Origin of the sequence: Halomonas chromatireducens (assembly GCF_001545155.1) — a bacterium.
GTDB lineage: Bacteria > Pseudomonadota > Gammaproteobacteria > Pseudomonadales > Halomonadaceae > Halomonas > Halomonas chromatireducens.
Map to the genome: position 1 here is coordinate 3728425 of NZ_CP014226.1, position 14688 is coordinate 3743112.

At 64.4% G+C, this 14688-nt stretch carries 16 protein-coding genes; 12 read left to right on the forward strand and 4 right to left on the reverse strand.

Annotated features, from left to right (window positions below; genetic code table 11):
• Positions 1-24: 24 nt before the first annotated feature.
• Entirely contained in the window at positions 25-456 is a 432-nt protein-coding gene (locus tag LOKO_RS17255) for a YqaA family protein (protein ID WP_066451929.1), read from the reverse strand.
• Between the two features lie 45 nt (positions 457-501).
• On the opposite strand from LOKO_RS17255, the gene thiD reads away from it, so the two are divergent.
• From thiD to dtd, 3 genes are all read left to right on the forward strand, one after another.
• Positions 502-1314 carry a bifunctional hydroxymethylpyrimidine kinase/phosphomethylpyrimidine kinase gene (gene thiD / locus LOKO_RS17260; RefSeq protein ID WP_066451930.1) on the forward strand — a complete coding sequence of 271 codons (813 nt, stop codon included), beginning with the start codon at positions 502-504 and terminating at the stop codon, positions 1312-1314.
• An 82-nt stretch (positions 1315-1396) separates the two neighbouring features.
• The gene (locus LOKO_RS17265; RefSeq protein ID WP_066451931.1) at positions 1397-2242 is read left to right on the forward strand and encodes a universal stress protein; all 846 of its coding nucleotides are present in this window, start codon (positions 1397-1399) and stop codon (positions 2240-2242) included.
• Positions 2243-2296: 54 nt separating this feature from the next.
• Entirely contained in the window at positions 2297-2734 is a 438-nt protein-coding gene (gene dtd, locus LOKO_RS17270) for a D-aminoacyl-tRNA deacylase (protein WP_066451932.1), read from the forward strand.
• 197 nt (positions 2735-2931) lie between these two features.
• Here the strand turns inward: dtd and LOKO_RS17275 are convergent, their stop codons facing one another.
• Positions 2932-4896, reverse strand: a complete 1965-nt coding sequence (locus LOKO_RS17275) for an ATP-binding cassette domain-containing protein (RefSeq protein WP_066451933.1) — start codon at positions 4894-4896, stop codon at positions 2932-2934.
• A gap of 173 nt (positions 4897-5069) precedes the next feature.
• On the opposite strand from LOKO_RS17275, the gene LOKO_RS17280 reads away from it, so the two are divergent.
• The 7 genes from LOKO_RS17280 to LOKO_RS17310 all read left to right on the forward strand — a co-directional run bounded on the left by LOKO_RS17280 (position 5070) and on the right by LOKO_RS17310 (position 11117).
• On the forward strand, positions 5070-5594 hold the full coding sequence (locus tag LOKO_RS17280; protein WP_083517651.1) for a TIGR02444 family protein: 525 nt from the start codon (positions 5070-5072) through the stop codon (positions 5592-5594).
• 102 nt (positions 5595-5696) lie between these two features.
• Positions 5697-6716: a TRAP transporter substrate-binding protein gene (locus tag LOKO_RS17285; protein ID WP_066451935.1), complete on the forward strand. Its 1020-nt coding sequence runs from the start codon at positions 5697-5699 to the stop codon at positions 6714-6716.
• 177 nt (positions 6717-6893) lie between these two features.
• Entirely contained in the window at positions 6894-7472 is a 579-nt protein-coding gene (locus LOKO_RS17290; RefSeq protein WP_066451936.1) for a TRAP transporter small permease, read from the forward strand.
• A gap of 26 nt (positions 7473-7498) precedes the next feature.
• Positions 7499-8782 (forward strand): TRAP transporter large permease, encoded by a 1284-nt coding sequence (locus LOKO_RS17295; RefSeq protein ID WP_066451937.1) that lies wholly within the window; start codon positions 7499-7501, stop codon positions 8780-8782.
• A gap of 32 nt (positions 8783-8814) precedes the next feature.
• Entirely contained in the window at positions 8815-9258 is a 444-nt protein-coding gene (locus tag LOKO_RS17300; protein ID WP_066451938.1) for a universal stress protein, read from the forward strand.
• Positions 9259-9382: 124 nt separating this feature from the next.
• The gene (locus LOKO_RS17305) at positions 9383-10066 is read left to right on the forward strand and encodes an FKBP-type peptidyl-prolyl cis-trans isomerase (RefSeq protein WP_066451939.1); all 684 of its coding nucleotides are present in this window, start codon (positions 9383-9385) and stop codon (positions 10064-10066) included.
• A gap of 10 nt (positions 10067-10076) precedes the next feature.
• A complete protein-coding gene (locus LOKO_RS17310) occupies positions 10077-11117 on the forward strand; it encodes an alpha/beta hydrolase family protein (protein WP_066451940.1) in 1041 nt (346 codons plus the stop codon).
• Position 11118: 1 nt separating this feature from the next.
• Here LOKO_RS17310 and LOKO_RS17315 read toward each other — a convergent pair whose 3' ends face one another.
• Together LOKO_RS17315 and LOKO_RS17320 are read right to left on the reverse strand one after the other, a co-directional pair.
• Positions 11119-11715 (reverse strand): SCO family protein, encoded by a 597-nt coding sequence (locus LOKO_RS17315; protein ID WP_066451941.1) that lies wholly within the window; start codon positions 11713-11715, stop codon positions 11119-11121.
• Positions 11712-12224 carry a hypothetical protein gene (locus LOKO_RS17320; RefSeq protein WP_066451942.1) on the reverse strand — a complete coding sequence of 171 codons (513 nt, stop codon included), beginning with the start codon at positions 12222-12224 and terminating at the stop codon, positions 11712-11714. The genes LOKO_RS17315 and LOKO_RS17320 overlap by 4 nt, the downstream gene beginning before the upstream one ends.
• 122 nt (positions 12225-12346) lie before the next feature.
• On the opposite strand from LOKO_RS17320, the gene LOKO_RS17325 reads away from it, so the two are divergent.
• Together LOKO_RS17325 and LOKO_RS17330 are read left to right on the forward strand one after the other, a co-directional pair.
• Positions 12347-13261 carry an AEC family transporter gene (locus LOKO_RS17325; RefSeq protein ID WP_066451943.1) on the forward strand — a complete coding sequence of 305 codons (915 nt, stop codon included), beginning with the start codon at positions 12347-12349 and terminating at the stop codon, positions 13259-13261.
• 338 nt (positions 13262-13599) lie between these two features.
• Complete coding sequence (locus LOKO_RS17330) at positions 13600-14628, forward strand: IS110 family RNA-guided transposase (protein WP_066451944.1); 1029 nt, start codon at positions 13600-13602, stop codon at positions 14626-14628.
• Positions 14629-14688: the final 60 nt, after the last annotated feature.

Here is a 14688-nt window from a genome sequence, read left to right on the forward strand (position 1 = left end):
AGGTTGCGGCAAACTGAACTGGGTTTACTGACAGAGCGGCGCCAACCAGGCCTGCGCCAGGTAAAGAACCACGGCATAGCGGGCTCCCTTGGCCAGGGTGATCAGCAGGATGGCCCGCCACCAGGGCAGCCGGAAGACGCCGGCCAGTACGGTGAGCGGGTCGCCGATCACCGGCGCCCAGGAGATCAGCAGGCTCCACTCACCAAAACGGTGATACCAGCGCTCGGCCCGGGCCAGCCCCCGGGGCGAGGCGGGAAACCAGCGCCGGTCCTGGAAACGGCGGGCATAGCGCCCCATCCAGACGTTGATCAGGCTGCCCAGGGTATTGCCGGAGGTGGCCACCAGCCACAGCATCATCACTGGCTCGCCCAGGCACCAGAGCCGGGCCAGCCACACCTCGGAGCCACCCGGCAGCAGGGTGGCACTGACCAGCGCCACCACGAACAGACTCAGCATGTCGACCCCTGGCTACCCTTGACCCGCTTGCGAGACAATGACGTCATGACCTCGAATCGCTCCATTCCCAATGTGTTGACCATCGCCGGCTCCGATCCCAGCGGCGGCGCCGGGATCCAGGCCGACCTCAAGACCTTCTCCGCGCTGGGCGCCTATGGTACCAGCGTCGTCACCGCCCTGACCGCTCAGAACACTCGCGGCGTCCGCGGCGTGCACCCGGTGCCCGAGGATTTCATCCGCCTGCAGCTCGACACGCTGCTCGACGATGTGGCCATCGATGCGGTCAAGATCGGCATGGTCGCCTCCCGCGAGGTGGCCGAAACCATCCGAGATGCGCTCGAAGCCAGGCGTCCCCGCTGGATCGTGCTCGATCCGGTGATGGTCGCCAAGAGCGGCGATGTCCTGGTCGAGGACGTGGGCATCGCCGCCGTACGCGAGGTGCTGGTACCGCTGGCCGACCTGATGACGCCCAACCTGCCGGAAGCCGCAGTGCTGTTGGGCTGCGACACCCCCCTGGCTCGCGCCGACATGGAAGCCATGGCTCCTCAGCTTGAGGCTCTGGGTTCCGGGGCCGTCCTGCTCAAGGGGGGCCACCTGCAGGGCGAGAGCTGCCCCGACCTGCTGATAACCCCTGGCGAACGCCGGTGGCTGGAGGGAACCCGCATCGCGACCTCGAACCTGCACGGCACCGGCTGTTCGCTGTCGTCGGCCATCGCGGCCCGCCTGGCCCTGGGCGATCCGCTGTCCCAGGCCGTGGCCAGTGCCAAGCAGTGGCTGGAAACGGCGCTGACCGAGAGCACGCGGCTTGATGTGGGTCATGGACACGGCCCGGTGCATCACTTTCACCGCTGGTGGTAGCAAACCCGCCTTGCGCGCGTGCCGGCTCCCACCCATGCTGAAGTCTGTCCCCGTCAGGCCCACCTTCACGGAGAGCGACATCATGACCCAGACGCTGCTGTTTGCCTGCGACCTCTCGGAAGAGAACCGCGCCGCCTACGCACGAGCCATTCGTCTGGCCCATGAAGGTGGCGCACGCCTCGATGTGATTCATGTGCTGGACCCCTACCTGCCACGCCGGGTTCTTCACGACCTGGAGGAAGCGGTGGTGGCCGACATGCAGGCCATGCTGACGGATATCCGCGAGGACTACGCCCTGCCCGAACCACGCACCCTGCTGCAGACGGTGGCCGGGGCCACCTATGCCGAGATCATCCGCGAAGCCCATGACCGTGAAGTGGACATGATCGTACTCGGTGCCCACCGCAAGCGCGGCCAGCCCGACCTGGTCGCCGGCACCACCCTGGCAAGAGTGCTGCGCAGCGCCCCCTGCCCGGTGCTCTCGGTCAGCCAGCCTGCCAACCGCGACTGGCAGGATATCCTCGTCCCGGTGGACTTCTCCCTGGGCAGCCGCCATGTCCTGCGCGAAACACTCAAGCGCTTTCCGGAGGCGCGCCTGACGCTGCTCCACGCCTGGGACATCCCCGGCGAGCGGGAGCTGGGCTCCGACAAGGAGTATGCCCGCTGGCGCGACCGGGAGGTGGAGCGCCTGCGCTACCAGCTGGAACGTGAAACCGAAGAGCTGATGAGAGAGCTCGACAGCGTACCGGACCTGGAGCTGGTGCTGGAGCAGGGTGATCCCCTGGAGGTGCTGCTGACCCGGCTGCGCCGCCAGCCGCCGGACCTGCTGGCGCTGGGCAGCCGTGGCCAGCTCGGCCGCCATAGTCATATCACCGAGGCGCTGCTCTCGGAGCCGCATTGCGACATCATGTTGTGCCGCGCCTGGTAGACAGGGTGCGTGATACCCTTCCGGCTGATCCACAGCCAGAGGGAAGCTTGCCGGATGAAAGCCCTGATACAGCGCGTACGGCGCGCCAGCGTAGTGGTCGACCAGCGGACCGTGGGGGCCATCGATCGTGGCCTGCTGGCCCTGGTCGGCGTGGAGAAGGGGGACGACGAGGCCGCCGCCGACAAGCTGTTGCACAAGCTGCTGCATTACCGGGTCTTCGCCGACGAAGCCGACAAGATGAACCTCGACCTGCAGCAGGTCGACGGCGGGCTACTGCTGGTCTCCCAGTTCACCCTGGCCGCCGATACCCGCAAGGGGCTGCGCCCCAGCTTCTCCAGCGCCGCGCCGCCGGCCGAGGGCGAGCGGCTGTTCCACTACCTGCTCGACCGCGCCCGGGCGGCCTGGCCGAAGGTCGCCTGCGGCGAGTTCGCCGCCAACATGCAGGTGGAGCTGGTCAATGACGGGCCGGTGACGTTTCTGCTGGAGAGCTGAAGCAGCGCCGCCGAAACGAGCGGCGCCGGGGGCAGGCCGAAGAGGAGGTCATTTGCCATGGATGGCAAATGTAGCGCCCAGGGATGGGTTCACAGCGCCTCATCGACGGTCCGGCGCCCCGGGGCCTGACGCCGGATCAGCCGCGGGCCACACAGACATGGCTCGCTCTGCTGACGGTCGGTGACATAGCCGGTCAGTCAGGCCCCGTTTTCTTGCAGCTCCGCCTCCATCGCTTCCAGCTCCTCCTCGGCGGCCAGCCATTCCGCTTCGAGGGTATCGAGACGCGACTTCAGCTCGCCCTGGCGCGCCAGCCGCTCGGTGAGCTCGGCCTTGCGTGCCGGGTCGGTGTAGAGCTCGGCATCGCCCAACGCCTCCTCCACCGTGGCGAGCTCGCCCTGGACCTTCTCCATGGCCTGCTCGGCGCGGTCGCGCGCCTTCTTCAACGGCCGCAGCTTCTCGCGCAGTTCGGCGGCAGCGCGGCGGGCCGCCTTGCGGTCCTCCTTCGGTGCGGCGCTCTCCGCCTGTCGCTCGGCCTTGTCGGCCCGCGCCTCACGCCGCACGCCCTCCAGCCGAGCCTTGAGCCAGGCGCGGTAATCCTCCAGGTCGCCGTCGAAGGGCTCGACCCGGTGGTCCGCCACACACCAGAATTCATCCACGGTGGCCCGGAGCAGGTGACGGTCGTGGGAAACGATGATCACCGTGCCCTCGAAGGAGGCCAGGGCTTCGGTCAGCGCCTCGCGCATCTCCAGGTCGAGGTGGTTGGTCGGCTCGTCGAGCAGCAGCAGGTTGGGTTTCTGCCAGGCCACCAGCGACAGGGCCAGGCGCGCCTTCTCGCCACCGGAGAAACTGCCCACCTCGGCGAAGACGGTATCACCGTGGAAGCCGAAGCCACCGAGGAAGTTGCGGATGGCCTGGTCGCTTGCCGTGGGCGAGAGTCGCAGGACGTGCTGGAACGGCGTGGAGGTCAGGTCCAGGCTCTCGAGCTGATGCTGGGCAAAGTAGCCGATGGCCAGGTGCTCGCCCGGGATGCGCTTGCCGGCCAGCAGCGGCAGGTCGCCGGTAAGGGACTTGATCAGCGTCGACTTGCCGGCCCCGTTGGGGCCCAGCAGGCCGATTCGCTGCCCCGGCAACAGGCTCACCTTCACCCCGTCGAGCTGCACCTTCTCCCCTCCTGGCTCGCTGCCCGACTCGTCCCGATAGCCGAGCCGAGCCTCATCGAGCACCAGCAGCGGATGTGAGGTCTTGTCGGAGGAGGGAATGGTGAAGTGGAAGGGGGAATCGGCATGGGCGACGGCGATGTCGCCCATGCGCTCGAGCATCTTCAGGCGGCTCTGGGCCTGGCGCGCCTTGGTGGCCTTGGCCCGGAAGCGCGCCACGAACTGTTCGATCTCCGCTCGGCGGGCCTGCTGCTTGGCGGCTTCGGCCTGCTGCAGTGCCAGCTTCTCGGCCCGGGTACGCTCGAAGAGAGAGTAGTTGCCGCGGTAGAGCACCAGGGAGCGGCGATCGAAATGCACGATGTGGTCGCAGACGGCATCGAGGAAATCCCGGTCGTGGGAAATCAGCAGCAGCGTTCCGGGGTAGCGCGTCAGCCACTGCTCGAGCCACAGCAGCGCGTCCAGGTCCAGGTGGTTGGTGGGCTCGTCGAGGAGAAGCAGGTCCGACGGCATGAAGAGCGTGCGCGCCAGGTTGACGCGCATCCGCCAGCCGCCGGAGAAGTCCGATAGCGGGCGCTCGAGGTCAGCCTGGGTAAAGCCCAGGCCGATCAGCAGCTGGGCGGCACGGGCCGGAGCACTGTAACCGTCGAGGGCCTCGATGGCACCGTGCAGTTCGGCTTCTCGATGGGCCTCGCCCTGCTCTTGCGCCCGCGCCAGGGCCGCTTCGGTCTCGCGCAGCTCCCGGTCGCCATCGAGCACATAGTCGACGATAGGACGCGTGAGTGCCGCCACATCCTGGGCCATGTGGGCGATGCGCTGGCCGCCGCTCATCTCGACCTCGCCCCGGTCCGGCGCGAGGCTTCCCAGCAACAGGCTGAACAGGCTCGACTTGCCGGCGCCGTTGGCCCCGACGATACCGGCCTTGTGGCCGGCGTGCAGGGTCAGCTCTGCCCCCTCGAGCAGGGTCTGGGTGCCGCGTTGCAGGGTGACCTGGCGCAGTGCAATCATGCAGACTCCAATTAGGGAAACACTGCACAAATGACTGTGCGAGTGAATCGCTTCGTTGCGCTTCATCTCGCTCGTCGATTTGTTCAGCATTTCCTTAGTAGATAACGATGCTGCCGCCCGCCGGCGGCAATACCCAATAGAAGACAGTAACGGTAAATGGCGACAGCCTGATCATGAGTGTCGATTCTACCCGATTGGAGAGGGCTCTGCGGAGCCGGTTGGCGGCGGATCCGCTATGGGACTTCGCCCTGGCACTCTATACGCGTCCCGGCGTGGAGACCGCCTGCCTGGCACTGCAGGATGAAGCCGGCGTGGACGTCTGCGAGCTGCTGTGGCACTGCTGGCTCCACCACCATGGCCTGACATTGGAAGCGGAGCCTGATGAACTAGCGGCGATCCGACGGTGGCAGCGGGAGGTCACGTCGGTGCTGCGCGCCCTGCGCCGGCAACTGAAAGGCGAGGCCGAAAAAAGCCCCGGCGTGGCCGAAGTGCGACAGCAGGTGCAACGCGCCGAGCTTGCCGCTGAGCAGGAAACTCTGGCTCGCATGCAGGCACTGGCCGAGCGCGGCGAAGGTCTCGTTTGCCAACCGACTTGTCGCTCGAAACTGGCATTTTCTCTGGCATCGCGCTGGCAATTGCAGAAAAAAGCACAACTTTTAGCGCTTCAAACCATCGAAAGCCAGCTTGACCCCCCCTAAGTGCCACGCTAGCCTGAAAAAAGCTATGCAGTCCATGAGGCTGCGCGATGCCTGGAGATGTGATCGAGTTTCACAGGCCCAACCTGCGAGGAGAACACAATAATGAAGGCAACCAAGCTGTTGACCACTGCCAGTATCGGCGCGCTGCTGTTCGGCATGTCGGCCGCGGCACAATCCGCCAACTGGCGCTATGCGCATGAGGAATTCGAGGGTGATGTGCAGGACGTATTCGCCGTCGCCTTCAAGGAATATATCGAGGAGAATTCCGATAACACCGTTCAGATCTACCGCTTTGGCGAACTGGGCGAGTCCGATGACATCATGGAGCAGACACAGGCCGGGATCCTGCAGTTCGTCAACCAGTCCCCCGGCTTCACCGGCTCGCTGATTCCCGAAGCGCAGATCTTCTTCATTCCCTACCTGCTGCCCACCGATGAAGAGTCGGTCATCGAGTTCTTCAACACCAGCGAGGCCATCAACGAGATGTTCCCGGAGCTCTATGCAGAGCAGGGCCTCGAGCTTCTCAAGATGTACCCGGAAGGCGAGATGGTCGTCACCCTGGATGAACCCTTCACCAGCCCGGACGATCTGCGCGGCAAGAACATCCGCACCATGACCAACCCGCTGCTCTCCGAGACCTACCGCGCCTTCGGCGCCACCCCGACCCCGCTGCCCTGGGGCGAAGTGTACGGCGGCCTGCAGACCGGCATCATCCAGGGGCAGGAAAACCCGATCTTCTGGATCGAGTCCGGCGGTCTCTACGAGGTGTCGCCGCATCTGGTGTTCACCGGCCATGGCTGGTTCACCACCGCCATGATGGCCAACCAGGACTTCTTCGACGGTCTCTCCGAAGAGGAACAGCAGCTGGTCCGTGACGCCACCGAAGCGGCCTATGAGCACATCATCGACCACATCTCCGGGCTCGCCGATGAATCCCTGGAAAAGATCCAGGAGGCATCCGACGAAGTTACCGTAACCCGCCTCGACGAAGACCAGATCCAGGCCTTCCGCGAGCGTGCCCCGCAGGTCGAGGAGCGCTTCATCGAAATGACCGGTGAGCGCGGCCAGGAGCTGCTCGAGCAGTTCAAGGCCGACCTGGAAGCCGTAACCGGCGAGGAGTAAGCCTCAAGGGCGACTCATCGTGCGAGGGGGTAGCCCGCCGGCTACCCCCTTATTGTTTCCGTCCCGGCCAATCAGCGTTGACGCCCCGCGGGACGGAGCCGTACCGCGCTGCTTACCCTTGAGGGTGGATATGGCATTTCACTCCCTTCGCAGGGAAAGACTCAGGAGTCCGGTCGCATGACAGAAGAAGAATCCGAGAAGAACTATCGCTCGACGCTCCCCGGCCCCCTGGGCGTCGTCGACACCTGGATCAGCAAGGCTGAGTCAACGATCCTGGCCGTGGGGGTGATTTTGATGGCCATCAACACGGTGGCCAACGTGCTCAGTCGTTTCCTGCTCGGCGAGAGCCTGCACTTCGCCGAAGAGGTGAACCGCATCCTGATCGTGATGATCACCTTCGCCGGGCTCGGCTATGCCGCCCGTCACGGTCGTCATATCCGCATGTCCGCCTTCTATGATGCCCTGCCCACCGGTGGCCGGCGCTGGCTGATGATCTTCATCTGTCTGTTCACCTCTCTGGTGATGTTCGTGCTCTGCTACTACTCCATCGGCTATATCAGCACGCTGTATGGCCGTGGACGGGTCCTCCCCTCTCTGAGTATTCCGGTTTGGATCATCTACCTCTGGGTCCCGGTCGGGTTCACCATCACCGGCATCCAGTACCTGCTCACCGCCATCAAGAACCTCACCTCCCGTGATGTCTATCTGTCGACCCATGTGGTCGATGGCTACAAGGACACGGAAACCGAAGTCTGAGCTGAGCACGAGAGGATTACACCACCATGACAACCATAATCGTTTCCCTCATGATCGTGTTGCTGCTGCTCGGCTTCCCGATGATGATTCCTCTGGTCACGGCGGCTTTTGTCGGCTTTTACATGACCTTTGGCGGCACCGGACAGATGGAGACCCTCATCCAGCAGATGATGGGGGGCATACGGCCCACGGCGCTGATCGCCGTGCCCATGTTCATTCTCGCCGCCGACATCATGACCCGCGGCCAGTCCGCCGGGCGGCTCATCGACATGGTCATGAGTTTCGTCGGCCACGTGAAGGGCGGCCTTGCCGTCAGCACCGCTGCCTCCTGCACCCTGTTCGGTGCCGTTTCCGGCTCCACCCAGGCCACCGTGGTGGCGGTCGGTTCGCCGCTGCGCCCGCGCATGCTCAAGGCCGGGTACAAGGATCCCTTCACCCTGGCGCTGATCATCAACTCCAGCGATATCGCCTTCCTGATCCCCCCCAGCATCGGCATGATCATCTACGGGGTCATTTCCGGCACCTCCATCGGCGAACTGTTCATTGCCGGTATCGGCCCGGGCCTGCTGATCCTGCTCCTGTTCTCGATCTACTGCGTGTTCTACGCGATCTACCACAAGGTGCCCACCGAGCCCAAGTCGAGCTGGAAGGAGCGCACGCTTGCTGTGCGTAACGCACTATGGCCGCTGGGTTTCCCCGTGCTGATCATTGGCGGCATCTATGGTGGTATCTTCAGCCCGACCGAAGCGGCTGCCGCCTGCGTGCTCTATGCGGTACTGCTGGAGTTCGTGATCTTCCGCTCGCTGAAAATGCCGGATATCTACACCATCGCCAAGTCCACCGGCCTTATCACCGCCGTGGTGTTCATCCTGGTGGCCGTGGGTAACGGCTTCTCATGGATCATCTCCTTCGCCCAGATCCCGCAGACCCTGCTCGCCGCCTTCGGCATCAACGAGGCAGGCCCGGTTGGTGTACTGATCGCGATCTCCATTGCCTTCTTTGTCGCCTGCATGTTCGTCGATCCCATCGTGGTCATCCTGGTACTGACGCCTATCTTTGCACCGGCCATCGCCGCTTCGGGCCTGGACCCCGTGCATGTAGGTGTATTGATCACCCTGCAGGTGGCGATAGGCTCGGCGACACCACCCTTCGGCTGTGACATCTTTACGGCCATCGCCATCTTCAAGCGACCCTACTGGGAGGTGATCCGCGGCACGCCACCCTTTGTCTTCATGCTGGTCCTCTCGGCGGCCCTGATCATCATGTTCCCGCAGATCGCGCTGTTCCTGCGTGACCTGGCCTTCCGTTGATCGGTGAGCACGACCTGCTTAAGGAGATGGTGATGTTCAATCGTATACTGATACCGGTGGATGGCTCGAAAGGCGCGATGAAGGCGCTGGAAAAGGCCGTGGGGCTACACCTGCTGACCGGTGCCGAACTCTATGTTCTCTGTGTGTTCAAGCACCACAGCCTGCTGGAAGCCTCGCTCTCCATGGTGCGCCCCGACAAGCTGGATATTCCCGATGACGCGCTCAAGGAGTACGCCACCGAGATCGCCGTGCATGCCAAGGGGGAAGCGGTGGAACTGGGCACCGATCCCTCGCGCCTGCGGGCTTTCGTCAAGGGCGGGCGGCCCTCACGCACTATCGTGCGATTCGCCCGCAAGCGTGAGTGCGACCTGATCGTGATCGGCGCCCAGGGCACCAACGGGGAAAAGAGCCTGCTGCTGGGCAGCGTCGCCCAGCGCGTGGCGGGCTCCGCCCACTGCCCGACGCTGGTGGTCTGACCTACCCCTACACCGGCCCGGTCCCCCCTTTGTCAGCGGGTGCGGAACCGGACCGGCCCTGTTAGAGTCCGATTAGCTGCCAACGGGTTCACGCCTCACTGCTTCTATTACCAAAGGATTCTGCATGAAGACACTCCTGACTTCCGCCTCCTTGGTCACCTTGATGGCCGCAGCACCGCTTGCCCTGGCCGCACCGGAGACCGAGGATGAGCGCCTCAGCTACAGCCTGGGGATTGCCTATGGCCAGAGCATCGCACAGGAGTATGCCGACCTGGACGTGGATGCTTTCACCGACGCCATACGTGATGTCATCGAAGAGAATGAACTGGCCATGAGTGCCGATGACATGGCCGAGACCCTGAGCCGGTTTCAGGAGCAGGCCATTGCCAACCGCCAGGCCGAAAACGAGCAAATAGCCGAGCTCAATCTCGCCGAGGGGGAAGCCTTCCTGGCCGAGAATGCCGACAGGGAGGGCGTCGAGACCACCGAAACGGGCCTGCAGTACGAGGTGCTGGAAGCCGGTGACGGCGCCAGTCCCGGTCCGACCTCCCACGTGGAAGTCCACTACGAAGGCACGCTGGTCGACGGCACCGTCTTCGACAGCTCCTTCGATCGCAACGAGTCTGTCAACTTCCGGGTGGACCAGGTGATCGAAGGCTGGCAGGAAGCACTGCAGCTGATGAGCGTCGGCGACACCTGGATGCTCTTCATTCCCCCGGAGCTCGCCTATGGCGCTCAGGGGCAAGGACCCATCGGACCCAACGAGACGCTGATCTTCCAGGTCGAACTCCTCGACGTGATGGATTGACAGCCAACCCATGAGAGCCTTCCCCCCACTTGTCGCCGGCCTGCTTTTCTCGGCCGGCGCCCTGGCGAACGACCCGCTGCCGGAGCTACCACCACTCGGCACGTCGCCCGATGCTATCAGCGTCATAGGAATATCGTCAGGTGGCTATATGGCCACCCAGCTCGCCGTGGCATGGCCGGAGCGATTCGAGGGCCTGGCGGTACTCGCCGCCGGCCCCTGGAGCTGCGCCCAGGGCGGCCTCGGCCGCGCACTGGGCCAGTGCATGTCAACCCGACGCGGCCCACCGGACCTGGCCGCCCTGAACCTGAAGCTGCGCGATTACCAGGCACGTGAGCTGGTGGGTGATGCCTCCGACCTGGCCGAGCTGCGTGCCTATGTCTGGCACGGCGAAGCCGACAACGTGGTCGATGCCTCTCTGGGAGAAGCCCTGGCCGAGCAGCTGTCCGGCTGGCTGGCCAACCCAAGGGACCAGTTGAAGGTGAACCTGGCTCCGACAGCCGGCCACGGCTGGCCGATACGATCCGACGAGCAGATTCCGCCCAGTTGGCTGGCCGAGTGTCGCGGCGGCGGCGGAACTCACCTGCTGGCCTGCGGCACGGACATTGCCGGCGAGGCACTGGCCTGGCTGCATGGTGAGCTTGCCCCGGCGCAAGAGGTCGATATGACGCAGCTGCTGCGCTTCGATCAGGAGGACTTTGCGGTACGCGGGATGGGCTCGGTGGGGTATGCGCTGATCCCCGAGGCGTGCCAGGCGGGGGGCTGTGACCTGACTCTGGCCCTGCATGGCTGCGGGATGGACAGCAAGCAAATCGGCGAGGCCTTCGTACGCCACAGTGGCCTCAACGAATGGGCCGTGGCCAATCAACGGGTGGTGCTCTACCCCCAGGCCGAGACTAGCCTGGCCAATCCCCAGGGTTGCTGGGACTGGTGGGGCTTTACCGAGAGCACCTGGCAGCTCGACCCCCTGCACGACACCCGTGAAGGGGTCCAGGTACGAGCGCTGATGGCCATGATCGACAGACTGGAGGAGCAACCGGCCGGGGACGAATGACCTACCCGCCCAGCTCGCTCTCCAGCGCCGAGCGAAGCGGGTGCGGCGTCGGCGAATAGAGCACCCGCTGCAGGATCTGGCCGTCACGGTCGACCAGATAGAGCGAGGAACTGTGGTCGACGGTATACTCCATTGCCGAATCCGGCGTTTCCACCCGGCGCCATACCACGTTATAGCGCCCTGCCAGCTCCTCTAGCTGCTCCTCGTTGCCGGCCACACCGATGAAGTCATCGCCGAAAAAGCCCACGTACTCTTCCAGACGCTCCAGCGTATCGCGCTCGGGGTCCACCGTGATCATCACCGGCACCACGCGCTGGCGCTGCTCGTCATCCAGCCCCTGCATCACCTGACGAATCACCGCCATGCTCATGGGGCAGACGTCCGGGCAGTAGGTATAGCCGAAGAAGAGGATGGCAACCTGGTCCTCATCCATCTGAGTCAACGAAAAGTCTCCCTGCGTAGAGGGCATCTCTACCGGACCACCCCGAGGACCGCTTTCGTCCGCAGTCCTCTGCTGCTCATACCAGCCGTAGCCACCGAGAGCCACGGCCAGCACGACCACGACACCCAACACCTTCCAGATACCCTGTCGCTTCATGGCCCACTTCGCTCCACAGTAAAATCGAACCGGCTGCCCAGTCGGCCATCGGCGGTCTCCACCACGACCTGGGCTAGCCAGGGCATGGTCGCCTCGGTGCAGATCGGCACCTGGGCCAAGCCCTCGTAGCGGCCATTATCCTGCGCTTCGAGGGGGAAGCGGTGCAAGCCCATCTCCATATCGCGTCCCACGAAGTCGACATGAACGGCAGTGGCCTCCACGCCCTCCAGCGTTACCGTCAGGGGCAGCAGGTCCAGCGCCCGAATCCCCCCCGGCGCATCGGCCGCAAGGCTCAGGCGACGGGAGCCGCCCAGCATCGCCTGACAGGACGACCGGTGCAACTCGCAGGGGGTAGCCGCAGCATACCAGGCGATGCTCTGGTCGCCCCGCACCAGATGAGAAACCAGGTACCATAAGGCAACCGCCAGCGCCACCAGGGTGGCGAGCATCATCAGGCGAATGCCGGGAAAGCGGATTTCCCTTTGGTCTGGGTGAGAGGGTGAGCTCATGACGGTGAAAGCAACACTCCGATGAGAGGCGACAGAGCGGTAAGCTTAACAGCATTTGCCGGGCGTCGACCGTGGATGGATGTCGCAGGGCAGCGGCCTTGCAAGGGTTGAAAGGAGTACGAATGGAAGGTGTGGCGCAGGCTTTGGGACCGCTGTTTCTGCTGATACTGCTGGGCGCCGTGCTGGGCTGGCGCCGGCTGCCCGGCGACAACTTCTGGCCCGCCATGGAGCGGCTGATCTACTTTCTGCTGTTTCCGGCCATGCTGGTGGCCACCCTGGCTAACGCCGATGTCGGCCAGGTACCCGTTGTTCGCCTGGCCCTGGCACTGCTCGGCACCATGCTGCTCTTCGCCGCCCTGCTTTGGGTCATTCGGCCGAAACTGGGAATCGACTCGGCGGCCTTCACCTCGGTATTTCAGGGCGCCGTGCGCTTCAACACCTACGTGGGGGTTGCCGGGGCGGCGGCTCTGCACGGCTCTGCCGGTGCTACCGTGGCAGCGGTGGCCGTGGCACTGATGGTACCGGTGGTCAACGTCCTCTGCGTGGGGAGCTTCATTGCCGCCGGCACCTTGGGCCCCTCCAGTCTGGGCAAGAGCCTGCTGGCGCTGGTACGCAATCCGCTGATTCTTGCCTGCCTGGTCGGCATCGCCCTGAACCTGACCGGCATCGGACTTCCCGGCTGGAGCGGCGCCACGGTGGAATTGCTGGGACGAGCCGCCCTGCCACTGGGCCTGGTCGCGGTGGGTGTGGCGCTGCGCCCCCGGGCGCTGATGCGCCTGGACCGCGGCGTCTGGACATCCAACCTGGTGAAGCTGGCGCTGATGCCGGCCGTGGTGCTGCTGCTCGCCATGGTGCTGGGGCTGGACCCGGTCAGCCGTGACGTGGCGCTGCTGTTCGCCGCGCTACCTACCGCCACTTCGGCCTATATCCTGGCCCGCCAACTGGGAGGAGATGCCGAGCTGATGGCCGCCCTGATCACCGGCCAAACGCTGCTGGCCATGGCTACGCTGCCGCTCTGGCTGCGACTGGTCGGCTAGTCAATGAAACTTAATAAAAAGTATTCGCATTTGTGTTGACGGCATAAACGAGAATGATTACAGTGTGGGTGTGGCGTTTGATGAGGCGCCACACCCATAAGAGGATCGCCAGTTCCTCGTTATGGTTTCTCCCCTCATTTGCTAGTCACGGTCTTGCCTGCGCCCTCCCTGAGGGCGCTTTTTTTGTTAGCTGCGGTCCGACAGCGATTCTATCCACCGACGCTGCCACACCGCTGTTGGAAATGGGATGGACCCGTCCCTCCCTGTGCCAAGATGAGTTTGCAACGCCATCTGGGTGCATGGGGCACCACACGGCATCTTGAAGAGAGGGTCCATCCATGAATCACATTAGCATCGTCGGGATTGATCTTGCCAAGCATGTCTTTCAACTTCATGCGGTCGATCCCAAAGGCCGCCAGATATTCAGCAAGAAGGTGTCTCGCTCGGGCTTACGCCTGACGCTGGCCCAGGTACCTCCCTGCCGCGTCGCCATGGAGGCATGCGGTGGTGCCCACTACTGGGCAAGGGAGATCCAGGCCCTGGGGCATGAGGTCCAATTGATCCCTCCCCAGTACGTGAAGCCCTTTGTGCTGGGCCACAAGAGCGATGCCCGGGATGCCCGCGCGATCGCCGAGGCAGCGGCCCGCGATGCCACGCCACGGGTGGCGCCCAAGACACTGGAACAGCAGGCGCTGCAAGCCATGCATCGCGTGCGCTCCCGGGCGATTGCCAACCGCACGGCCCTGGGCAATGAGCTGCATGGCTTGCTCGCCGAAATGGGCATCTGCGTGGCGAAGGGTCACTCGGTGTTTCGCCAGGGTGAGGTCCGGCGCTTACTCGCCGAGCACCGGGCCCAGCTCGGCGACGACCTCTTCGTGGTGCTGGATGATGTTCTGGATCAGTGGCTCTCGCTGGATGCGCGCATTCATGCCTACGATCAGCGCCTGGCACGGCTGGCCAGGGCGACGCCGGTTTGTCGACGCCTGATGAGCGTGCCCGGCATCGGGCCGGTCAATGCGACCTTACTGGCCAGTCATATCGGTGACCCCAGGCGGTTTGCCAATGGTCGATCCTTCAGTGCCTCGATTGGCTTGGTGCCCCGCCAGCACTCGAGCGGCGGCAAGGAACGACTGCTGAGCATCTCCAAACGGGGCAACGGTGAGGTGCGTCGGCAGCTCGTGCATGGGGCCCGAGCGGCCTTGCGTGCCTTTCAGTGCCAGCAGCAGCCGGATCGGCTGGCTCGCTGGGCATGCGCCCTGGCGGCACGGCGTGGGGCGGCCAAGGCCACTGTCGCCCTGGCGAACAAGCTGGGCAGGATCTGCTGGGCGGTGATGGTGCGAGACACGGTCTACGCGGCCACCCCGTAATGCGATGACGCGATGACATAGTCACGATTTTTCCCCGAGGTTGCGCAGGTACGAACGTAG